At 39.1% G+C, this 21,820-nt stretch carries 20 protein-coding genes and 1 pseudogene; 20 read left to right on the top strand and 1 reads right to left on the bottom strand.

Annotated features, from left to right (window positions below; all coding sequences use genetic code 11):
* The first annotated feature begins 20 nt into the window (after positions 1 to 20).
* From KTV93_RS09095 to KTV93_RS09190, 20 genes and pseudogenes are all read left to right on the top strand, one after another.
* Positions 21 to 2,384: a GumC family protein gene (locus tag KTV93_RS09095; protein WP_218248636.1), complete on the top strand. Its 2,364-nt coding sequence runs from the start codon at positions 21 to 23 to the stop codon at positions 2,382 to 2,384.
* Positions 2,385 to 2,401: 17 nt separating this feature from the next.
* Positions 2,402 to 2,743, top strand: a complete 342-nt coding sequence (locus KTV93_RS09100; protein WP_218250524.1) for a phosphomannose isomerase type II C-terminal cupin domain — start codon at positions 2,402 to 2,404, stop codon at positions 2,741 to 2,743.
* Between the two features lie 15 nt (positions 2,744 to 2,758).
* A complete protein-coding gene (gene gmd, locus KTV93_RS09105) occupies positions 2,759 to 3,823 on the top strand; it encodes a GDP-mannose 4,6-dehydratase (RefSeq protein ID WP_218248637.1) in 1,065 nt (354 codons plus the stop codon).
* A 13-nt stretch (positions 3,824 to 3,836) separates the two neighbouring features.
* Entirely contained in the window at positions 3,837 to 4,907 is a 1,071-nt protein-coding gene (locus KTV93_RS09110) for a GDP-L-fucose synthase family protein (RefSeq protein ID WP_218248638.1), read from the top strand.
* An 11-nt stretch (positions 4,908 to 4,918) separates the two neighbouring features.
* A complete protein-coding gene (locus KTV93_RS09115; protein WP_218248639.1) occupies positions 4,919 to 6,340 on the top strand; it encodes an MATE family efflux transporter in 1,422 nt (473 codons plus the stop codon).
* Positions 6,337 to 7,536 carry an O-antigen polymerase gene (locus KTV93_RS09120; RefSeq protein WP_218248640.1) on the top strand — a complete coding sequence of 400 codons (1,200 nt, stop codon included), beginning with the start codon at positions 6,337 to 6,339 and terminating at the stop codon, positions 7,534 to 7,536. The genes KTV93_RS09115 and KTV93_RS09120 overlap by 4 nt, the downstream gene beginning before the upstream one ends.
* A complete protein-coding gene (locus tag KTV93_RS09125) occupies positions 7,529 to 8,416 on the top strand; it encodes a glycosyltransferase (RefSeq protein WP_218248641.1) in 888 nt (295 codons plus the stop codon). The genes KTV93_RS09120 and KTV93_RS09125 overlap by 8 nt, the downstream gene beginning before the upstream one ends.
* 4 nt (positions 8,417 to 8,420) lie before the next feature.
* Positions 8,421 to 10,271: a hypothetical protein gene (locus KTV93_RS09130; RefSeq protein WP_218248642.1), complete on the top strand. Its 1,851-nt coding sequence runs from the start codon at positions 8,421 to 8,423 to the stop codon at positions 10,269 to 10,271.
* Entirely contained in the window at positions 10,268 to 11,149 is an 882-nt protein-coding gene (locus tag KTV93_RS09135; protein ID WP_218248643.1) for an alpha-1,2-fucosyltransferase, read from the top strand. The genes KTV93_RS09130 and KTV93_RS09135 overlap by 4 nt, the downstream gene beginning before the upstream one ends.
* The gene (locus tag KTV93_RS09140; protein ID WP_218248644.1) at positions 11,134 to 12,012 is read left to right on the top strand and encodes a glycosyltransferase family 2 protein; all 879 of its coding nucleotides are present in this window, start codon (positions 11,134 to 11,136) and stop codon (positions 12,010 to 12,012) included. The genes KTV93_RS09135 and KTV93_RS09140 overlap by 16 nt, the downstream gene beginning before the upstream one ends.
* A gap of 222 nt (positions 12,013 to 12,234) precedes the next feature.
* Positions 12,235 to 13,398: a glycosyltransferase family 4 protein gene (locus KTV93_RS09145; RefSeq protein WP_218248645.1), complete on the top strand. Its 1,164-nt coding sequence runs from the start codon at positions 12,235 to 12,237 to the stop codon at positions 13,396 to 13,398.
* Positions 13,379 to 13,987: a sugar transferase gene (locus KTV93_RS09150; protein WP_218248646.1), complete on the top strand. Its 609-nt coding sequence runs from the start codon at positions 13,379 to 13,381 to the stop codon at positions 13,985 to 13,987. The genes KTV93_RS09145 and KTV93_RS09150 overlap by 20 nt, the downstream gene beginning before the upstream one ends.
* On the top strand, positions 13,984 to 14,601 hold the full coding sequence (locus tag KTV93_RS09155) for an acetyltransferase (protein WP_218248647.1): 618 nt from the start codon (positions 13,984 to 13,986) through the stop codon (positions 14,599 to 14,601). The genes KTV93_RS09150 and KTV93_RS09155 overlap by 4 nt, the downstream gene beginning before the upstream one ends.
* Positions 14,591 to 15,724, top strand: a complete 1,134-nt coding sequence (locus KTV93_RS09160) for a DegT/DnrJ/EryC1/StrS family aminotransferase (RefSeq protein ID WP_218248648.1) — start codon at positions 14,591 to 14,593, stop codon at positions 15,722 to 15,724. Before KTV93_RS09155 ends, KTV93_RS09160 begins: the two co-directional genes overlap by 11 nt.
* A gap of 10 nt (positions 15,725 to 15,734) precedes the next feature.
* Entirely contained in the window at positions 15,735 to 16,280 is a 546-nt protein-coding gene (rfbC, locus tag KTV93_RS09165; protein WP_218248649.1) for a dTDP-4-dehydrorhamnose 3,5-epimerase, read from the top strand.
* A gap of 11 nt (positions 16,281 to 16,291) precedes the next feature.
* The gene (gene rfbB, locus KTV93_RS09170; protein WP_218248650.1) at positions 16,292 to 17,371 is read left to right on the top strand and encodes a dTDP-glucose 4,6-dehydratase; all 1,080 of its coding nucleotides are present in this window, start codon (positions 16,292 to 16,294) and stop codon (positions 17,369 to 17,371) included.
* A 140-nt stretch (positions 17,372 to 17,511) separates the two neighbouring features.
* Positions 17,512 to 17,831 (top strand): annotated as a pseudogene (locus KTV93_RS09175) (four helix bundle protein).
* A gap of 47 nt (positions 17,832 to 17,878) precedes the next feature.
* Positions 17,879 to 18,736 carry a glucose-1-phosphate thymidylyltransferase RfbA gene (gene rfbA / locus KTV93_RS09180; protein ID WP_218248651.1) on the top strand — a complete coding sequence of 286 codons (858 nt, stop codon included), beginning with the start codon at positions 17,879 to 17,881 and terminating at the stop codon, positions 18,734 to 18,736.
* 115 nt (positions 18,737 to 18,851) lie between these two features.
* Positions 18,852 to 20,153 (top strand): 30S ribosomal protein S12 methylthiotransferase RimO, encoded by a 1,302-nt coding sequence (gene rimO / locus KTV93_RS09185; RefSeq protein ID WP_218248652.1) that lies wholly within the window; start codon positions 18,852 to 18,854, stop codon positions 20,151 to 20,153.
* A 344-nt stretch (positions 20,154 to 20,497) separates the two neighbouring features.
* On the top strand, positions 20,498 to 20,869 hold the full coding sequence (locus tag KTV93_RS09190) for a septal ring lytic transglycosylase RlpA family protein (RefSeq protein WP_218248653.1): 372 nt from the start codon (positions 20,498 to 20,500) through the stop codon (positions 20,867 to 20,869).
* Positions 20,870 to 20,935: 66 nt separating this feature from the next.
* Here KTV93_RS09190 and KTV93_RS09195 read toward each other — a convergent pair whose 3' ends face one another.
* Positions 20,936 to 21,697: an exodeoxyribonuclease III gene (locus KTV93_RS09195; RefSeq protein ID WP_218248654.1), complete on the bottom strand. Its 762-nt coding sequence runs from the start codon at positions 21,695 to 21,697 to the stop codon at positions 20,936 to 20,938.
* Between the last annotated feature and the right edge of the window lie 123 nt (positions 21,698 to 21,820).

The following is a 21,820-nucleotide window of genomic DNA, read 5'->3' on the forward strand; positions in this document are numbered from 1 at the left end:
TTTTACTTTAAAATAATTAGATGAGCCAAAGTTCAGGTCCCGAAATTCAAGTTTCAAATGAGGTTAATATAAAAGAAATTATTAAACCTTATCTCGCAAAATGGTGGTGGTTTATGATTTCTGTCCTCATCATGCTCGCACTTGGGATTTTTTATATCAGAACAGCTACCCCCGTATACAGTGTACAGTCATCAATTCTTGTAAAAGACGCACGTAAAGCGCCATCTTCGGAAATGGGAATGCTTTCTCAACTCTCAGGATTTGGCGGGATGCAGACCAACAGTATTGAGAATGAAATGGAGATTCTTAAATCCAAAAAACTGGTACAGGATGTAGTAAAGGAGCTCGATCTTCAAACGTCACTGATTTCGGAGCTGGGATTTAAGAAAGAGGAACTTTACGGAAAAACCGCTCCAGTTATCATAAAGGTCATCGCTGAGAAAGAAACCGCTCAAAAATTTGAAAAACCTGTTAATCTAAAAATTTCAGGTGATCGACTGGAAATTACGTCTGAAGAACTTCCTTCCGGCATTGTAACTACCTATAAAAAGACGGTAAATTTACCTTTTGCGAACCTGATGATTCTTAAAAATCCCGAGTATGTCGGTTCTCTAAAAAAGCATGAGGGGGAGTTAAAAATCAAATATTCTACAACCGAGGGAGCCGTAAATACTTTTCAGAAAATTATCAAGGTGGATCTGGTAGATAAAGATGCCACCGTAGTAAGATTATCCATTAATCATTCCAATATAGATAAAGGCAGGAGCATCATCAATAAACTTGTAGATGCATATAATAACGATGCCATAAGTGATAAGAATACGGAGTCGAAAAAGACGAAGGATTTTATCGATGAGCGCGTGAGCATTATCGCCGGGGAACTTGGGGAAGTGGAAAGTGAAAAAGAAAGATTCAAAACTGCCAATAAGATTACCGATATCCCAACTGAAGCCCAGCTTAATTTGGGAAGCTCGCAAGCAGCCAAAACCAGAATCCTTGAAACTGAAGGACAGTTGGATATTACCAATGGTCTGATAAGCTATATGCAACGTTTGGGCGGCACCCAGACTCTGCCGGCCAGTGTAGGATTAGGGAATCCTCTCGCGGCGGCAAATATCAATGCTTACAATCAACTTGTACTGGAGAAAAACAGATTACTGGAGAACGCGACACCGCAAAACCCTCTTGTGATTGAGCTGAATAAGCAACTGGCAGTCATGAAGACTTCAGTTACTGATGCATTGGTAAAATACCAGAATTCACTTGTAATAACAAGAAACCAGCTCGTAGGTGAACAGAATTTACTCACCGGTAAGATTTCTAAAATTCCAGCGCAGGAGAAAATGTTCAGGAGTATTGAAAGACAACAGCAGATTAAAGAAAATCTTTACCTTTTACTATTGCAGAAACGGGAGGAGGCTGCTATTTCATTGGCGATCACTTCACCGAAAGCACGGATCATTGACTATGCATTTGCCTCAGATAAACCGGTAGCACCCAAGAAGCTTATCACGCTGGCCGTGGCACTGTTATCAGGTTTACTGCTTCCTTATGCCTTTATTTATATCAGAGAACTTTTCAATGATAAAATCCGTTCTAAACATGACCTTGAAAAGTTGTCTACTACCCCAATTATTGGCGAAGTGCCAAGCACAGAAAAGGGTAAAAGCGAAATTGTGGAACAGAACGATATTTCGCCTATGGCTGAAGCATTCAGGATTCTTGTTACCAATATGAATTTTATGCTTCCGAAAAAGGACAAAGGAAAAGTAGTTTTTGTTACATCAACTATAAAGGGGGAAGGGAAAACCTTTGTTTCTGTGAATCTTGCTCTTACGGTTGCCGGACCAAGACATAAGGTTATAATCATTGGGGCAGACATTAGAAATCCACAGTTACAGCGCTATAATCCTGCTTCTAAAGGTTTGGACGGACTAACGGAATATCTGTACAATGAAAATGAAAAACTTGAAGATATTATTCATTTATCAAGTTTTAATCCGCATCTCGATGTGATTTATTCTGGAAGTATACCTCCTAATCCAGCAGAGCTCCTGTCTAATGGAAGATATGAAAAACTTATTGAGCAGCTTCAGACCATATATGATTATATTATTGTTGATACCGCTCCACTGATGCTTGTAACCGATACCTTGCTTACGTCGGCACTTGCAGATGCTACCCTATACATCACACGATCTGCCTATACCGAAAAGTCACTTATTGAATTTGCCAACAGACAGGTCAGTACCAACAAAATAAGAAATGTAGGATTTGTACTTAATGATGTTGGTAAAGAGCATTTCGGTTATGGTAATAAATATGGCTACGGCTATCAGGCTGAAGAAAAAGGTTTTTTTTCAAGACTACGAGATAAATTTTAAAGCGGATATCAATGGATATGGAACATGACGTGCGTCCGTGGGGCGAATATTGGGTCCTGGAAGATACAGAGACTCATAAAGTGAAGAAAATTCTGGTTAATCCCGGGCACAGGCTCTCATTGCAATATCATGAACATAGAGCGGAAGTATGGACTATGGTTTCCGGAACGGGAACCGTAACCATCAATGATCAGATACAAGATTACGGGCCGGGGAATGTAGCTCAGATACCGCTGGGAGCACATCACCGAATAGAGAACAGAACAGAAAATCCTCTCATTTTTATAGAGGTTCAGTACGGTAATTATTTTGGCGAAGATGATATCATCCGTGTCCAGGATGATTATAGCAGGATTTAAAAACATTAAACACTTATGAATAAAGTTGCGCTTATCACTGGAATTACAGGACAGGACGGCTCGTTTTTGGCAGAATTTTTACTAGAAAAAGGTTATGAAGTTCACGGTATCATCCGGCGATCATCATCATTTAATACGGATAGAATTGAACATCTTTATTTTGATGAATGGGTAAGGGATATGCATCAGAAAAGACTCATTAATCTGCATTACGGTGATATGACAGATTCAAGTTCACTAATGAGGATCATACAGCTGACTCAGCCGGACGAGATCTATAATCTGGCGGCACAGAGCCATGTAAAGGTAAGTTTTGATGTCCCTGAATATACAGCAGAAACAGATGCAGTGGGAACACTGAGATTACTTGAGGCGGTAAGAATTCTTAAAATGGAAAGTAAAACCAGGATTTACCAGGCTTCTACCTCAGAGCTGTATGGTCTGGTACAGGAAGTTCCACAAAAAGAAACTACCCCTTTTTATCCGCGCTCTCCGTATGGGGTAGCCAAGCTCTATGGCTTCTGGATTACCAAAAATTACCGCGAATCCTATGGAATGTACTGTGTAAACGGTATTCTATTCAATCACGAGAGTGAAAGAAGAGGTGAAACTTTTGTAACAAGGAAAATAAGTTTGGCAGCAGCCAGAATCGCGCAGGGCTATCAAGATAAATTATATATTGGAAATCTTGATGCGATGCGGGACTGGGGCTATGCAAAAGATTATGTAGAATGTATGTGGATGATGCTTCAACACCCGACCCCCGAAGATTTCGTAATTGCAACAGGTGAAATGCACAGCGTGCGCGAATTCTGTACCAAAGCTTTTAAAGGGGCAGGCATTGATCTTATATGGGAAGGAGACGGAGTTGACGAAAAAGGGAGTTGCAGCAGGACTGGTAAAGTATTAATTGAAGTGGATGCAAAGTATTTCCGTCCCGCAGAAGTGGAACTGCTACTTGGAGACCCTACCAAAGCTAGAACGCTGCTTGGTTGGAATCCAACAAAGACATCATTCGATGAGCTTGTGGATATTATGGTAAAGCATGATATGGAATTTGTGAAAAAAATTCACGCTTAAAGAAATCGAAATCATGGAGAAAACCAGTAAAATATATGTTGCAGGACACCGCGGGCTTGTAGGCTCTGCTATTTTTAAAAAGCTTACTGACTTGGGTTATACCAATGTGATTGGCAGAACATCTGCTGAACTGGACCTTTTGGATGGTGGTGCAACTTCAAAATTTTTTGCGGAGGAAAGACCGGAATATGTCTTCCTTGCGGCTGCTTATGTTGGCGGAATTATGGCCAATAATACCTACCGGGCAGATTTTATATATAAGAATTTACAGATTCAGCAGAATGTAATTGTCAGTGCATTTGAGACAAAGGTAAAAAAGCTGCTGTTTCTGGGCAGCACCTGTATTTATCCTAAAGAAGCACAGCAGCCGATTTCTGAAAATGAACTCCTCACCGATACTTTGGAATATACCAATGAACCCTATGCAATCGCCAAAATTGCCGGTCTGAAAATGTGTGAGAGTTTTAATATACAGTACGGGACAAATTTTATTTCCGTAATGCCTACCAATCTGTACGGACCCAATGATAATTTCGATCTCGAGCGAAGCCATGTACTTCCTGCCATGATCCGTAAAATTCATCTTTCTAAACAGCTAATGGACAGGAATTGGGGAGAAGTACGCAAAGATCTTAAAGCGAGACCGGTGCAAGATTTAAATGGTTCCGAAACTGAATCGGAAATAATCGAAATGCTGGCACGGTACGGTATTTTTGAAGACCGTGTTGAATTATGGGGATCAGGAACACCAATGCGCGAATTCCTCTGGAGCGAAGAAATGGCCGATGCATGCCTATTTGTAATGAATAATGTTGATTTTAAAGATTTGTATTCAGGGAAAGAGATCAGGAATACTCATATTAATATCGGTACTGGCAGAGATATTACCATCAGAGGTCTATCCAAACTTATCGCTGACAGAATACATTACCAAGGTAAAATTCTTTTTGATTCCTCCAAACCGGACGGCACCTTCAGGAAACTGGTTGATGTAAGCAAACTGAACGCGCTTGGGTGGAAACACGAAATTGAAATTGAAGAAGGCGTAAACCGGATTTACGACTGGTATATACAAAACCTATAAAGTTATAGAAATTGAACATCAGAGGCAGCATTAAAAATTTCCTATTTCTCATTTTCTCGCAATTGGTGGGGCTGCTTTTTTATATCGTCATTAGTTTGGTTTTCCCTAAAATGATGACCGTGGAAAGTTTCGGATATTGGCAGTTGTTTTTGTTTTATTCCTCTTTTGTCGGTTTTTTTCATCTGGGTCTCAATGATGGTATTTATCTGAGATATGGAGGAAAAAATTACAGCAAAATCAATAAATCACTATTGAAAGGGCAGTTTGTAATGCTTGCTGCAGCCCAATTCCTTTTTGCATCTGTTTTTTTTTTAACGTATAAAGCCACTACGGCAGACCAGCCTGACCGACTGTTCGTTATTTTTTATACAATGTTTTTTTTAGTGATTTCAAATATTACCTCTTTTGTGACTCTTTCCCTACAGTCGATGAACAGATTAAAGGATTTTTCGCGCGTTACTCTTCTCACGAATCTTCTTCTGGTGCTCTTTTTCATCATACTGGCAGTAAGTGGGCAGCGGTCGTACGAACCTTTCGTTAGGGTTTACCTCGCGGCTCATGGTGTGGCAATGGTATTCTGCATTTACCTCATTAAAGACATCATAAATCAGCCTTTCTTTGCCAACCTAATTCCTTCATATATTAATGAAATAAAAAAGAATGTATCGGTAGGGAGTCAACTCATGTTTTCTACGATAGCAAGCATGTTGATTCTCGGCACCGGCAGATTTTTTATCGAGAAAAAATGGGGGATTGTAGAATTTGGTAAAATCTCATTTATACTTACACTCACCACTTTTTTTATCTTCTTTATCCGGCAGATTGGTGTTGTAATTTTTCCGCTGTTAAGAAACAAGAACAATGATGAAAAGAGATCTATTTACCACTACACCCTTGGGTTTCTGAATTCTTTATTATTTGGTCTCTTACTGTTTTTTCCCCTATTAGAATGGGGTATAGATTTCTGGCTTCCGAAATACAGCTCTCATCTGTCATCCATGATTATTATTTTACCTGTATTAGTTTTCGAAGGGAAAATGCAGGTTTTGTTGGGTACGTATATGAAGGTGTTAAGGAAAGAAAGAAAGCTCTTGATCATCAATGTCATGGGCTTACTCCTGTCACTAGCTTTTTCTGCCATGGGCGTGATGACGAACTCACTTATGCTCCTGGTAGTGGGAATGACTTTAAGCATTGCGTTAAGGGGATATCTCGTTGAGAATTACCTCAGCCGTCATTTTCAACTCAAACAACTCAAACAGGAGATCTTCGGGTTACTGCTCCCCGCCGTTTTTATCCTTGCGTTTTTAACTCTTGGAAATCTTTATGCTTTTGGAATCTACCTGATCATCTATTTTATATTTTTGCTGATACAGCGAAATGACCTGGGAATTTTTTGGAATCTAATATCAGTTACAAAGCAAAAGTTATGATGATTATCTTTAACATATTGATGCTTTTACTTGCAGGATGGCTTCTTCAGAGAAGATTGAAGGTTTATGACTATGTGTTGAACCACCTCACTTTATTTAGTTTTATATGGTTATTTATCATTATAGGTGTACAGTTGGCATATCCCGGTAAAGTTGATGACAGTTCCGTTATACTGTATTATGGATGTTTTTTCACCTATCTGTTCGGTTCATCCATATTAAAAATGCCAAAGTATGAAGTCGCAAAGCAACGGTATTACAATTTCAACACGCTAAATGTTATTGTTTTTTTACTGCTAATTCTTGGGCTTATTGCGAATTATGACTTGCTGAATAAGGTAGTCTTTAATTTCAGTTCACTGGAGGCATGGGTCTCTATGCGTACCAAACAGGAATTTGAAGAAGTAGATGAAAGTAACATCTTCAAAGCCTTGTTTCAGAGATCGTATCTCATTTATATACCGCTCGCTCTGTTTTGTGTGAAAAATAAGAAAATGAGTAAAATTATATTTGTCGGACTTATTGTAGCGGGCATTATGATTTCCTCGCTTCGTTTTACCAGAGCACCTTTTCTCCAGCTTCTTATCATGCTCCTTATTTCCTATGTTTATATTTACCGCATTATGATTCCAGTTAGGACAATTGTGATATCGGTGTTAGTGACCATAGGAGTTTTCGCGGCCTCACAGCTTTTGCTGTTAGGCGACAACGCTTCCCTGAATGATGTAACAGAGGAAATCAATCTTTATCTTTTTGGCGGCCTGTACGTCTTTCAGGATATCACGGATGGAAAGTATCTCGACAGTAATTCTTACGACATAGGTTATTACACCTTCGACGCATTTAATTATATTTTAAAAAAAATTGGGCTCATTGATACGTATCCGTCTTACGTCCGGGAATGGTCCGACAGGCTTACCACAAACACTTATTCTTTTTTAGATGCTTTTGCTTTGGATTTTGGTATTATTGGTGCATTATTAGGATCGATGATCATCGGTTTGTTCTCAGACTACTGTTACAGATTGGTAAAACAGAATTACAATAATCTTTTCAACATTATTTTTTACGGATATATCTGTTATTTCAATGTGTTTGTATTTGCAAATAATGAATTTATACGCTTTCCGGTATTGCTCACTGTCGTCATTTTATTAATCATCAATTTTTTCACAAAAAAAATTACTTATGAATAATAATCCAGCCGTCAGGATTGTAATTTTAAATTACAATGAAAGTTCTTACACCATAGATCTTGTAAAGCAATTGGAAAAGCAGACTTATCCATCTCTTGAAGTCGTGGTGGTGGATAATGCAAGCAGAACGCAGGAAAAAGAAATCCTAAACCATCTGCCTGCATATGTAATTAAGCTGTTTTCTGAAGAAAATTTGGGATATGCACGCGGAAATAATTTAGGCATAGTTCATAAAACTGGAAAAAGGACGGACTATCATCTCATTCTAAACAATGATCTGATTCTAGATGATGAAGATTTTGTCAAAAAATTGGTTCATGGGATGATAATGCATCCGGAAGTTGCTGCATCGTCGCCGCTAGTTGATACTGTTGCAGTCGATGAGCCCCTGGAAGAACAGATTCAGGTACGCCGGATCTTATCTGCAGATCAAATGTTTAAACTTTCCGTACCGCTATTTACCCCTTTTATTAAAAAACTTACCCGCTATTTTCTTTACCGCGATCAAATGCCGTTTGTAAATAAATATATTCATTGTGATTCTATAAATGGCGCAGCATTCATTATAGATGCAAAATTTATAGAGCAATATGGCAGTTTAGATGAAGGCACTTTCCTGTATTATGAAGAAGTAATTTTAGGCAGAAAGATTCTGGAGGCGAACAAAAAATGTCTACTGAACGGTTATACATCAGTAAAGCACCTGCAAGGTGTTTCTACCAATTCCAATGCTAAAAATATTAACCGGAAGATGGAAGTATACAAGTACCAAAGTGCTTTGTATTATTTGAAAAAATATGAAAATATAGGAATGTTTAAAAGTTCAGTTTTTGTAATTTTAAATGAGATATCAATTCTACTGAAAAAACTCTTAAAGTAACAAAATGAAAGCTCTGCAAATCTTTTCGTTGTTTTTTTTCTTTATAGGCGGTATTGTTAACAGTCAAACAATATCACTGGTTGATCCTATTTCAAAAAAAGTGCTTACCTATGAAGAAATAGCAATACTTCCCAACGGCCAGAAGGTTACTGTAAAAGATGCTGACGGTAGTTTTATCATCCAGCTGAATCAAAAATTTTACAAAACAGTAAATTACACCAGTATTACTCCCAAGAATTACGGGGCAAAAGGTGATGGCGTTTATAGCAATTCCGGTGATATGAACGCGCTAAAATCTGGCAGCGACGATACGCAGCCCCTTTCCGATTTTTTTAAAAACCGTCAAAAAACCTCTGCGTTTGGCTCACATATGGGAGGTAATTCCCTATACATTCCGTCATCAGTATATCGATCCAACGGGAGTTATGTGATCGATGACCATTTTACCAAAATATTTGGTGATGGGCCAGGTGCAACGATAATTCATGCAATTGCAGATAAAAATGAAAATGCTCCTGTTTTTTTATACGGAAGAAAACCGGTCGAAAATGCCTGGGACAGTCTTCTCACAGGAGGTGGAATAAGTAATTTACATATTAACAGCGAAAATGCGCGAATAAGAAATTTCGGCGTCGTCCTAGACTTTACCGAATATATGAATTTTGAAAATCTTAGTTTCAGAAATATCGGCAAAAGCGCAATTAAAGGTAATTTCTGGGAGTCTTATTTTAGTAATATCAAAGTAGAAAGTTCGGGACAGAATCAGAAAGCAGAAGAGAATGGAGTTCCCGAAACCGGAATCATTGATTTTGCCTATTCGACCAAAAATCCACACCGGGACGCAAGTAATAACAGCTATTTTAATAAAATTACTTTCAGCAGCTGTACAGGCACCCTCATTAAGCTGTCTGCAACCTCAAATACAACTGTTAATATCAATTTTAATGGGCTGTATGCAGAAACTTATCCTGGCAATACAGGGTTGCCAGAGGAATTACCGCTTGTTTACAGCATAAATTCACAAAACAGCAGCATTAACAGTGGTTTTATAACGGTCAACAGTTCAGGTACCCAGCGAAATGGTTTGGCTTTTTTGCTCGATGGAAACAGTTCTCTATCAGTTTCTAATTTCAGTTTTAATTTGAATCCTGTCGAAGGTTATCTTAAGCGTTCGGTAAGACGTCTCAGTGCATTTGGAAGAATATCTTTTGGCAGTACCATAACCCTTAATAATGTGAATTTCGAGGATCCAACCGATTCAGTAGGTTTTGGGATTAGTTCCCCCAAACCGCTTCTGTACGGCACAGGCAAGTTACTATTAAATCTGGTGCAGTTTCATATCCTGGATATTAATAGTGGCGGCACAAGGAGGGTCACTAACCTGATAGACAGAACCCTGAAAGCCACGGGAAACGTACTTGTAATTCCTTACGACAGAAATGGCAAAGTTCAGTCTTTACAGAAATCACTGCAGTTTAATGAAGGGAAAATTACCCTTTTTGCTGATTCTGCACCCACAACTGTAGATGCCTGGGAAATAGGGGATAAAATTCAGTATTCGGAGCCAAATGGCGGGGTGGTGGGCTTAGTATGTACAGAGCCGGGTACCAGCGGAACTCTAAAAAAAATTACAGTTTCGGGTAAAAAGGGAGATAAGAGTGTAAAATCGATATTCAGCGGCAGCCTACTTGTTGGAGATTGGATTAAATTTGCAGGTAGCGATGAATATAACAGAATATCTACCATTCGAAATAACGAACTTTTATTGGAGCAACCGCTCGCCAAAAATTTGAGTAACGCTGTACTGAGTTTCAAACCTCCCGTTTGGGAAACCTTTCAAATAATAATTAAATGACAAATCATGTAAAACTTTGGGGAGGACTTGGCAACCAACTTTTCCAGTATAGTTTTGGGAAATACCTGGAGAAAACGAGGGGAGTGCCCACTAATTTTTTTTTCTCCAGAATAACACCCATAAAGAAATTAGACTTGAACTACTTTGTGAAGAATATTGAGTTCTCTTCAGAAAACGAACTGAAAAGTGCAGGTTACGGTTTTATCAGTCCTCTTACTGAACGTGTATGCCGTAAGCTTTTTGCTACACTTCCTTTTCTGAACCGCAAAGCACATATTGAAAAATACTCTGGTTTTGTTCCAGAATTTCCTGCAGGTAAGGTGGTTTATGACGGATACTGGCAATCGTACAAATATCTTGAAGCTATTGAGAATGAACTGCGTTCCGAACTAAGATTTGATGAATTATCATTTAAAAACTTACACTGTTTGGCTGAAATTAAAAAAGATAACAGTGTAAGTATGCACATCCGTAGAGGAGATTATCTCTTAAAAGCCAATCAGCAGCTTTTTGCCGAGTGCTCTTTGCAGTATTATATAGCCGCGGTTCGGGAAGTACTCACAAGGGTTGAGAATCCTGTTTTCTATGTGTTTTCAAACGATGTGAATTGGGTTAAAGATAACTTGGTAAAAGTTTTTGATAAGGGTACCGAATTCGTTTTTGTAGACAATTCTGCACTCACAAAAAGTCCTGTCGCAGACCTTTATCTAATGTCTTTGTGCAAAAGTAATATCATCGCCAACAGTACGTTCAGCTGGTGGGGCGCTTGGCTTAACAATAATCCCCATAAGATTGTGATTGCTCCCAAAAACTGGTATAATGGTGCCCTAAATGAGACTACAAAAGATTTAATACCTGCCAAATGGATAAGACTGTAGATCGAAATATTCCGTTGGTAAGCATTGGAATCCCGGTGTATAATGCCGAGAAGTTTTTGGATTCAGCTTTAAAATCAGTACTGAGCCAAACATATACAAATTTTGAATTAATTATCACGGATGATGGGAGTACCGATAATTCCGTAAAGTGTGTAGAAAAATTTCGTGATCCCAGAATTATACTTTTGTCCGATGGAAAAAATAAAGGAATTTCATACCGCTTAAATCAGCAGATCAGTCTTGCGAATGGGAAATATTTTATCAGAATGGATGCTGACGATATCATGTTTAAAGACCGTGTTGAAAAACAGGTGGCATTTCTGGAAAATAATCCCGATGTAGATGTAATAGGGAGTTCTGCAGTAATTATTGATGACGAGAATCAGATCATCGGATTAAGAAACTCATCACCTCCGCTTACCTACGAAGAGGCTCTGAAAACCGGAGCATTTATACACCCTACTGTGGCAGGAAAAACGGCATGGTTCTCTAAATTCAGCTATAAGGAAGATCTTATTGGTGCAGAAGATTTTGATCTTTGGCTCACAAGTCATCAATCTTCCGTTTTCAAAACTCTTCATGAACCTTTGCTTTTTTATCGGGATCCATTAACCTTTAAATTGGCGACCTATTTATTCAGACTTAAACAGCAACGCAAAATATTTAGATCCGATAAGTATCTGCGTGGAAAACCGGTCCTCAAACTGAAGACGATTTTAAGTTCATATATCAAAAGTATTGTAGCACGAATAATCTTTTTTTTTGGATTGGATGATAAATATATTGCGATTCGTAACAAACAGCCCCGCAGAAATAACGTAGATTTTACTCGATTTCAAAAAGAATTGGATACTTTTGCCTAAGACGAAAATTTACGATGAATATATCTAAGCTGTTATACTTTTATATTTTTAAAATCACTGAGGCATACCCTTTTCAGGCAGTAGGCCGAAATAAGAGGATTTCTGCAAGCTATTACGGCATTAGAAAAATCGCTTTTAGCTCTAATAATAGTAGACAAACATTTCTAAATCACAAGTTGAAAACCTCAGGTTTTGTTGTAAATCCTAATAATTTTAATTTAAATGGCAGGTTTGAATAAGATTATTCGGGTAGCTACGGTACCTTTATCATTAAATATTTTGCTGAGAAATCAATTTAAATTTCTAAGCAGATATTATCACGTTATTGCAATATCTAGTCCAGGTAAAGATTTGGTCGAGGTAGGCGAAAGAGAAGCTGTCGAGACAAAAGGTATAGAAATGAAGCGGAAAATCTCAATTTTTGATGATCTGCTTTCGTTAATTAATCTGTATACCTACTTTAAAAAAGAAAAGCCGTTGATCGTCCATTCCATAACACCAAAAGCTGGACTGCTATCTATGATTGCAGCTAAGCTGGCAAATGTACCAGTTAGAATGCACACTTTTACGGGATTGATTTTTCCCACTTCAACAGGAGCCATGAAGCATCTCCTGATCGCTATGGACAGGTTGCTCTGTTACTGCGCCACCAATATTTATCCTGAAGGAGAAGGTGTTCGAAAAGATCTCCTTGCTTACAATATTACAAGAAAACCCCTCAGAATACTAGCTAATGGTAATGTAAACGGTATTGATCTTGATTTTTTTAAGCCGGCGTTATTTACTCCGGAAGATAAGCAGTTATTAAAAAATCAGTTGGCTATTTTGCCTGAAGATTTTGTTTTCATTTTTATCGGACGTCTCGTAAAAGATAAAGGGATAAATGAATTAATCTCAGCTTTAAAAAAAATAAAAGGTGTACCGGTTAAACTCCTTTTAGTAGGACCATTGGAAGCAGATAATGGGCTGGAACCAGAAACCTTGCGGGAAATGACAGATAATCCGAATATCATCTCTGTAGGTTTTCAGCAGGATGTGCGGGTTTTCCTCGCAATTGCGGATGCGCTTGTCTTTCCGAGTTACAGAGAAGGCTTCCCGAATGTAGTAATGCAGGCCGGTGCTATGGAACTTCCCTCAATAGTTACAGACATCAACGGATCCAATGAAATCATCATTCACCATCAAAACGGTATTGTTATTCCTCCGAAAAATGACTTAATTTTGCATGAATGCATGGTAAAAATTATTACTGATTCGGAATTGAGAGAAAAGCTGAAACAGAATGCCAGATCGATGATTGCGGATCGTTATCAGCAAAGTGTGGTGCTTACCGCCCTATTGGAAGAATATCAAAATCTAGAAAAAAATGTACAAACACCTATTTAAACGCTTTTTCGATTTTACTTCTTCCATTATCGGTCTGATCATCGTAAGTCCTTTATTCATAATTGTTACAATAGGTCTCTATTTCGCCAATCAGGGTAAGCCGTTTTTCTTTCAGAAAAGACCGGGTAAGGACGGTAAGATTTTTCAAATCATCAAGTTTAAGACCATGAATGACAAAAAGGATATGCATGGGAATCTTCTGTCAGACAGTGAACGGTTAACAGAAATTGGTGCTTTTGTCCGTAAAACTTCGCTTGACGAAATTCCCCAGCTTATCAATGTGATGAAGGGCGAAATGTCCCTCATCGGTCCCAGACCTCTGCTACCCGAATACCTAAATCTTTACAACGATTTTCAGCGCCGCAGAAATGAGTTAAGACCAGGAATAACCGGATGGGCTCAGGTTAACGGCCGCAATGCTATCAGTTGGGAAAAAAAATTCGAATACGACGTATGGTACGTAGATCATATTAGTTTTATACTGGATATAAAGATACTTTTGCTTACAGTAAAAAAAGTTTTTGTTTCGGAAGGGATCACCCAGGAAGGGCACGTTACATCCGAAGAATTTAAAGGAAATTTGTCATGATCCTGTTTGGCGCCAGTGGACATAGTAAAGTTATTCTTGATCTTCTTATTTCGAACGGAATACAGGTAGATCTCATCATTGATGATCACCCGAAGACTCATGAAATAATGGGGGTAGCGGTCCAAAAGAATACAATATCCGATTTTGATCAGAAAGTTATAATCTCCATCGGAAACAACCGAGCCAGGAAAATAATTTCAGAACGATATCCTTTTTATTATCAGAAGGCTATACACCCTACAGCAGTTATTTCATCTTTTTCACAGATTGGTGCAGGTACAGTAATCATGGCTCAAGCTGCGGTGAATGCCGCGGCTGAAATTGGCCGCCACTGTATAATCAATACCGGAGCTGTCGTCGAACACGACTGTAAGGTAGGCGATTATGTACATATTTCTCCTAATGCTGCTCTCGCAGGAAATGTAGAAGTGGGTGATGGGGCTCATATTGGGATAGGTGCTTCTGTAATACAAGGCGTGCGCATTGGAAAGTGGGCTGTAGTTGGCGCAGGCACTGTAGTTATTAAAGATGTTCCAGATTTTGCCACGGTAGTAGGGAATCCGGGCAAAGTAATTAAAATTAACGAATCAAACATTCAACATAATGAACAATAAGATATGGCTTTCCTCACCGCATATGGGAGGAACCGAATTAAACTATATCCATGAAGCTTTTGATCAGAACTGGGTTGCCCCTTTAGGTCCTAATGTCAATAATTTTGAAGAGGATCTAAAATGTTATTTAAACAGCGATGTTGAAGTTGCTGCTTTGAGTTCAGGAACAGCGGCGCTGCATTTAGCGCTCGTTATATTAGGCGTGAAATCCGGTGATGAAGTAATTTGTCAAAGTTTCACCTTCTCGGCATCTGCTAATCCAATTACCTACGTGGGAGCACAACCTGTTTTTGTAGACAGCGAGCCCGATACATGGAATATTTGCCCGAAAGCGCTGGAAGAAGCAATTACAGACAGAGCTGCAAAAGGGAAAAAGCCTAAAGCCATTATTGTGGTTCATCTTTACGGGATGCCTGCGAAACTTGATCAGATTAAAGCCGTGGCTGCAAAATATGAGATTCCACTCGTCGAAGATGCGGCTGAAGCGCTGGGTTCAACTTTCAAAGGACAGCGATGCGGAACTTTCGGCGAAATGTCCATCCTTAGTTTTAACGGTAATAAAATCATCACCACATCCGGCGGAGGCGCGCTGGTATGTAAAACCATAGAGCAAAAAGATAAAGCCGTATTTCTTTCTACCCAGGCGAGAGATCAGGCTCCACACTACCAGCACTCAGAGATTGGTTACAATTACAGGATGAGTAATATTTCTGCCGGGATAGGAAGAGGACAAATGGAAGTTTTGGAGGAAAGGATATCAGCCCGACGAAAAAATCATGAGTTTTATCTGGATGTTTTCCAGGACTTTTCCGGAGTAAAGGTTTTCACAGAACCTAACGGTGATTATTTCTCAAATCACTGGCTCTCAGCCATTACAGTAGATGAGAATATAGCAGGGTTTAGCCGTGAAGATCTACGTTTGGCTCTGGAAAAACAGAATATTGAATCGAGACCGCTTTGGAAACCGATGCATCTTCAGCCTGTTTTTAATAACGCACCTTATTACGGCGGTAAAGTTGCTGAAGAACTTTTTAATATCGGATTGTGTTTGCCATCAGGGTCCAGCCTCACCGATGCAGACCGTAACAGAATTAAAAACACCATATTAAGTTTAAGAAAGTAATTGATAGCCGATGAAAATCCAACCTACACCCCTGAAAGACTGCTATATCATAGAACCTACCGTTTTCGAAGACGACCGCGGTTATTTTTACGAAAAATTCAATGAGCAGAAGTTTGAGGAGCTTACCGGAATGAACGGCCACTTTGTACAGGATAACATTTCCAAATCTTCTTACGGCGTTCTGCGCGGTCTTCATCTTCAGAAAGGCGAACATGCACAGGCCAAATTGGTTTCATGCCTGGAAGGTAAGGTGTTCGATGTTGCCGTAGACCTTCGTGAAGATTCGCCAACTTTCGGCAAATGGTTCGGCGTTGAACTTTCTGCTGAGAATAAGCTACAGTTCTATGTCCCGAGAGGTTTTGGACATGGATTTTCAGTGCTTTCAGAAACGGCTGTCTTTGCCTATAAATGCGATAATTTTTATAAAAAAGAAGCTGAAGGCGGCGTTTTATGGAACGACAAGGAACTCAGCATTGATTGGAAACTTCCTGAAAATGACGTGATTTTGTCTGAAAAAGATAAAATTCAGCCTACCTTTGCGGCCAAGAATTATTAATTTAAAAATTCATGAAAAATATCATCATCACTGGAGGTGCAGGATTTATCGGTTCCCACGTTGTTAGGGAATTTGTAAAAAACCATCCCGAAGCGACCATCATTAACCTGGATGCATTGACCTACGCAGGTAATCTGGAGAATCTAAAAGACGTTGAAAACGAACCCAATTACGTTTTTGAAAAAGCAGATATCACTAAAGTTGACGAACTCCGAAAAGTATTCGAAAAATATAACCCAGACGCGATTGTTCATTTAGCGGCGGAAAGTCATGTTGATCGAAGCATCACCGATCCTAATGCCTTCATCAACACGAATGTGATCGGCACGGCCAATCTTCTGAACCTGGCAATTGAATTCTGGACATTGAATCCGGAGCATACCCACGGCAGATTCCCTGATGAGCCGAGAAAAAATCTTTTCTATCACGTTTCAACAGACGAGGTTTACGGAAGTTTAGGCGAAACGGGTTTCTTCTTGGAGACTACCGCATATGATCCTCAATCACCTTACTCTGCGAGTAAAGCAGCTTCAGACCATTTGGTAAGAGCTTACGGCAATACCTACGGAATGCCGTTTATCCTGTCCAACTGTTCCAATAATTACGGTCCCAATCACTTCCCTGAAAAGTTGATTCCACTCTGTATTTCAAACATTCTGAACGGAAAGCCGCTCCCGATTTACGGCGACGGAAAATATACGCGTGACTGGCTTTTTGTGATTGATCATGCAAAGGCGATTCACCAGATTTTTCACGAATCCAAAACCGGTGAAACTTACAATATTGGTGGATTCAACGAATGGCAGAATATCGATCTGGTAAAAGAACTGATTAAGCAGATGGATGAAAAACTCGGAAATCCTGCTGGGCATTCAGAGAAACTGATTACTTATGTGAAAGACAGACCGGGACACGACAAACGTTACGCCATTGATGCCTCCAAACTGAATAAAGATCTTGGCTGGAAACCGTCAGTAACCTTCGAGGAAGGCCTCTCCAAAACCATCGACTGGTTCCTCGAAAACAAAGAATGGCTGGATCATGTGACTTCCGGTGATTATCAGAAATATTACGATAAGCAATATTCGTAAGGGTAGTTTAGTAGAATAGTGGTGTAGTGGAATAGTAATTTAGTGGTTTAGTGACTGGAATTTTTTTAAATTTTGTAGCGATGACATTAATAAAATATCATAAAGATTTAAAAGTATACCAGGAAGCATTTTCGGCTGCTATGAAGATTTTCGAAATCACAAAATCATTTCCTGCTGAAGAAAAATATTCGCTTACCAGCCAAATCAGAAGGTCATCGAGATCTGTTTGCGGTAATCTTGCTGAGGGCTGGAGGAAAAGCACAAACTGTTTGAAAATAAACTCATTGATGCGGACGGAGAAGCAACCGAAACCCAAAATTGGCTTGATTTTGCTTTAGCATGCAAATATATTGATGAACAGACTTTTCAAGATCTGTATGGACAGTACAATCAAATTCTATCAATGCTTACATCCATGATTGTGAATTCTGATAAATGGACATTTAGCTCCCAAAAATAATAATTTAAACTAGACAACTAGTCTACAAAATAACGAGTCCACTAAATATGAAAGGTATAATATTAGCCGGCGGTTCCGGTACCAGACTTTATCCTTTAACCATCGCGGTAAGCAAGCAGCTGATGCCGGTTTACGACAAGCCGATGATCTATTACCCGCTTTCTACTTTGCTTTTGGCGGGAATTAAAGATATTTTAATCATTACAACACCTCACGATCAGGAAGGTTTTATTAAACTTTTGGGTGACGGTTCAGCGATTGGCTGCAATATTCAGTACAAAGTGCAGCCAAGTCCGGATGGATTAGCGCAGGCTTTCATTTTAGGTGAAGAATTTATCGGTGACGACTCTGTAGCCCTTGTTTTGGGCGATAATATTTTTTACGGCGCAGGACTTCCGAAATTATTGTCATCAAAAACCACTGTGAAAGGCGGTTGTGTTTTTGCGTATCAGGTTTCTGATCCCGAGAGATATGGAGTGGTGGAGTTTGATGAAAATTTAAAAGCTATTTCCATCGAAGAAAAACCGGAACACCCAAAATCTAATTTTGCAGTACCGGGTCTGTATTTTTATGACAATTCGGTGGTTGAGATTGCTAAAAATCTTAAACCTTCGCCAAGAGGTGAGTTGGAAATTACCGACGTAAACAGAATCTATCTGGAAAAAGGCCAGCTAGAAGTTGGCGTAATGTCACGCGGAACGGCTTGGCTGGATACCGGAACTTTCGATTCTCTGCATGAAGCTTCCGAATTTGTGAAGGTGCTTGAAAAGAGACAGGGCTTCAAAATTTCCTGTATTGAAGAAATCGCTTATGTTAAAGGTTTCATCAATAAAGAACAGCTTTTGGAATCTGCAAAGAAATACGGCAAAAGCGGCTACGGGGATTATCTGAAAGCACTTGTATAAACGCTTTTAAATGAAATATTTAGAAAGACTTTAGGCAAAACCTTAAAGTCTTTTTTTATTCCTAAATTTGCACCCTGTAAAAAATTATAGTCATCCATTCAAATTTATTATAAAGATGCGCACGAAATCCGTCGGAAAAAAGAAAATTAACATTGTCACTTTAGGCTGTTCCAAAAACGTTTATGATTCAGAAGTATTGATGGGTCAGCTTCAGGCAAACGGAAAAGAAGTGGTGCACGAGGACCGCGGTGATATTGTGGTGATCAATACCTGCGGATTTATCGACAACGCGAAAGAAGAAAGTATCAATACGATCCTGGATTTCGTGGAAGCTAAAAACCGCGGTGAAGTAGAGAAGGTTTTTGTGACCGGATGTCTTTCTGAAAGGTACAAACCGGATCTTATTCGTGAAATTCCTGATGTTGACCAATATTTCGGGACCAGAGATTTGCCTATTTTGCTGAAACAGTTGGGAGCAGATTATAAACATGAACTGATTGGTGAGCGAATGACCACTACGCCAAAACATTACGCATATTTAAAAATCGCTGAAGGCTGCGACAGACCTTGTTCTTTCTGTGCAATTCCTTTGATGAGAGGAAAAAATGTTTCAACACCGATTGAAAATTTAGTGATTGAAGCGGAGAAACTGGCAAAAAAAGGGGTGAAAGAACTTATTTTAATCGCTCAGGATTTGACGTATTACGGCCTTGATATCTATAAAAAACGTGCTCTCGGAGATTTGCTTCTCCGTCTGGTAAAAGTGGAAGGGATTGAATGGATCCGTCTTCACTACGCGTTTCCTACGGGATTCCCGGAAGATGTTTTAGAAATCATTAAAAACGAACCAAAGGTTTGTAACTATATTGATATTCCGTTGCAGCACATCAATTCAGAGATTCTGAAAGCGATGAAGCGCGGAACTTCTCATGAAAAAACCAATGCTCTTCTCGATAAATTCAGAGAGATGGTTCCTGATATGGCTATCAGAACTACCTTAATCGTTGGTTTTCCGGGAGAAACCGAAGAAAGATTCCAGGAGATGAAAGAATGGGTGCGTATCCAGAGATTTGACCGTTTAGGCTGCTTTACTTATTCTCACGAAGAAAACACAACCGCTTTTGTGTTGGAAGATGATGTTCCGCAGGAGGTGAAAGAGGCCAGAGTAGAGGAAATTATGGAGCTGCAGTCACAGATTTCGTGGGAGAAGAATCAGGAGAAGATTGGTAAGACTTTCAGATGTATCTTCGACAGAAAAGAAGGAAATTACTTTGTAGGAAGAACGGAATTTGATTCACCGGATGTGGACAATACCGTTTTGGTTTCGGCTGAAAATACCTATTTATCAATTGGCGAATTTGCAGATGTTAAAATTACATCAGCAGAAGAATTTGATTTATACGGAGAAGTGATTTAAGAAATCGACAGAAAATAAGTCAAATTTTGACATTTTTTCAAAGATCAATAAACAAAAAACCTTTCATTGATTTTGGAAGGTTTTTTTAATGCTTAGTGCCTGGAATTCAGTGTTTTGAGTGCGTTAAAAGCTATTTATTATGCTATGTTTTGTTAATTTTGTTAACGTTTTAATGATGATTTTAACACAATTTAACAATCCTTGTGAGCTACCACGAATAGGGAGCAGACAGCCTTTCTTAACAAAATATTAACGAATCCTTAACGGAGTTTAACCAAGTGAGTGTTGCAGGTTATCATTTAGGAATAAATTTGCAGAGTCAAAACCAATAAAAATAATTCAACATGATGAAAAGAGGTATTCTCGTAATCATAATGATGATTTCAACACTTGGTATTTATTCTTTCAACAAGTATAATGCCAATGATGCCAAAACAAGTTTTGCATCGTTCTACCACGATAAGTTTAACGGTAGGAAAACCGCAAGCGGAGAAATTTTCAGTAACAGAAAGCTTACCGCTGCACACAGAACGCTCCCGTTCGGTACAGTTGTAGAAGTAACCAACTTAAGAACAGGAAAAAGTGTAGAAGTGAGAATTAACGACCGAGGTCCGTTCCACTCTTCCAGAGCCTTGGATCTATCCAAAGCAGCGTTCGATTCAATTGGTAATACCGCCCGCGGTACCATGCCTGTTGAATATGAAATTGTCGATTAACATTTACGTTATTTAAAAGCAAAGCCGATTCTTTAGAGTCGGCTTTTTTATTTTAAGTTTGATTTTTTAATGAAGTTCTACCATCACCGGACAGTGATCGGAATGAAATACTTCCTTTAAGATTACAGCACGGCTCAGACGGCTTTTCAGCGTATATGACACGAAATTATAATCCAAACGCCAGCCTTTGTTCCTTTCGCGTGAATTCTGCCGGTAACTCCACCAGGAATAATTGTCGGGCTGGTCGTTGAAGAATCTGAAACTGTCAATAAGTTCGCATTCTTTAATGAAGGCACTCATCCATTCTCTTTCCATTGGTAAAAATCCCGAAACATTTTTAAGCCCCACCGGATTATGGATATCTATTGCATGGTGACAAATATTGAAATCGCCGCAAATAATAAGGTTAGGAATGGTTTTCTTCAGTTCTTTAATGTAATCCAGGAAATCATGACAGAACTGCATTTTAAAGTCTAACCTTTCTATATTTGAAGCAGAAGGCACATACACTGAAATTACTGAGAAATCCTCGAAATCTGCCCGCAAAACACGGCCTTCCGAATCGTAATCCTCTATTCCGCAGCCATATTCTACATGTTTAGGTTTTATTTTGGAAGCAATTCCCACTCCGGAATATCCTTTGCGCTGTGCTGAATGCCAATAACTGTGATAACCGATTTTTTCAAGACTTTCGATATCGATTTGGTCGTTTCCTGCTTTGCTTTCCTGTATGCAGATGACATCGGGATCCGCAACCTTCAGCCAGCCGAGGAAATCCTTAGTGAATGCTGCCCGGATTCCGTTGACATTATAAGAGATAATTTTCATTGAATTTTAAATTTGTTCAAAATTACAAAAGGTAATCTGATCAGTGACCGTACTGAAGTTAGTGGTCGCAAAAAAGGCGGAAAAAATCTCAGATCTTTTCCGCCCAATTGAACCCAAATTTAA

The organism is Kaistella faecalis (assembly GCF_019195395.1).
In the GTDB taxonomy this organism is placed as follows: Bacteria; Bacteroidota; Bacteroidia; order Flavobacteriales; family Weeksellaceae; genus Kaistella; species Kaistella faecalis.

What these genes read in the sequence shown, in the direction of transcription:
- KTV93_RS09095 (WP_218248636.1), top strand. Translation starts at nt 21, where the DNA reads ATGAGCCAAAGTTCAGGTCCCGAAATTCAAGTTTCAAATGAGGTTAAT.
- KTV93_RS09100 (WP_218250524.1), top strand. Translation starts at nt 2,402, where the DNA reads ATGGAACATGACGTGCGTCCGTGGGGCGAATATTGGGTCCTGGAAGAT.
- gmd (WP_218248637.1), top strand. Translation starts at nt 2,759, where the DNA reads ATGAATAAAGTTGCGCTTATCACTGGAATTACAGGACAGGACGGCTCG.
- KTV93_RS09110 (WP_218248638.1), top strand. Translation starts at nt 3,837, where the DNA reads ATGGAGAAAACCAGTAAAATATATGTTGCAGGACACCGCGGGCTTGTA.
- KTV93_RS09120 (WP_218248640.1), top strand. Translation starts at nt 6,337, where the DNA reads ATGATGATTATCTTTAACATATTGATGCTTTTACTTGCAGGATGGCTT.
- KTV93_RS09125 (WP_218248641.1), top strand. Translation starts at nt 7,529, where the DNA reads ATGAATAATAATCCAGCCGTCAGGATTGTAATTTTAAATTACAATGAA.
- KTV93_RS09130 (WP_218248642.1), top strand. Translation starts at nt 8,421, where the DNA reads ATGAAAGCTCTGCAAATCTTTTCGTTGTTTTTTTTCTTTATAGGCGGT.
- KTV93_RS09135 (WP_218248643.1), top strand. Translation starts at nt 10,268, where the DNA reads ATGACAAATCATGTAAAACTTTGGGGAGGACTTGGCAACCAACTTTTC.
- KTV93_RS09140 (WP_218248644.1), top strand. Translation starts at nt 11,134, where the DNA reads ATGGATAAGACTGTAGATCGAAATATTCCGTTGGTAAGCATTGGAATC.
- KTV93_RS09145 (WP_218248645.1), top strand. Translation starts at nt 12,235, where the DNA reads ATGGCAGGTTTGAATAAGATTATTCGGGTAGCTACGGTACCTTTATCA.
- KTV93_RS09150 (WP_218248646.1), top strand. Translation starts at nt 13,379, where the DNA reads ATGTACAAACACCTATTTAAACGCTTTTTCGATTTTACTTCTTCCATT.
- KTV93_RS09155 (WP_218248647.1), top strand. Translation starts at nt 13,984, where the DNA reads ATGATCCTGTTTGGCGCCAGTGGACATAGTAAAGTTATTCTTGATCTT.
- KTV93_RS09160 (WP_218248648.1), top strand. Translation starts at nt 14,591, where the DNA reads ATGAACAATAAGATATGGCTTTCCTCACCGCATATGGGAGGAACCGAA.
- rfbC (WP_218248649.1), top strand. Translation starts at nt 15,735, where the DNA reads ATGAAAATCCAACCTACACCCCTGAAAGACTGCTATATCATAGAACCT.
- rfbB (WP_218248650.1), top strand. Translation starts at nt 16,292, where the DNA reads ATGAAAAATATCATCATCACTGGAGGTGCAGGATTTATCGGTTCCCAC.
- rfbA (WP_218248651.1), top strand. Translation starts at nt 17,879, where the DNA reads ATGAAAGGTATAATATTAGCCGGCGGTTCCGGTACCAGACTTTATCCT.
- rimO (WP_218248652.1), top strand. Translation starts at nt 18,852, where the DNA reads ATGCGCACGAAATCCGTCGGAAAAAAGAAAATTAACATTGTCACTTTA.
- KTV93_RS09190 (WP_218248653.1), top strand. Translation starts at nt 20,498, where the DNA reads ATGATGAAAAGAGGTATTCTCGTAATCATAATGATGATTTCAACACTT.
- KTV93_RS09195 (WP_218248654.1), bottom strand. Translation starts at nt 21,697, where the DNA reads ATGAAAATTATCTCTTATAATGTCAACGGAATCCGGGCAGCATTCACT.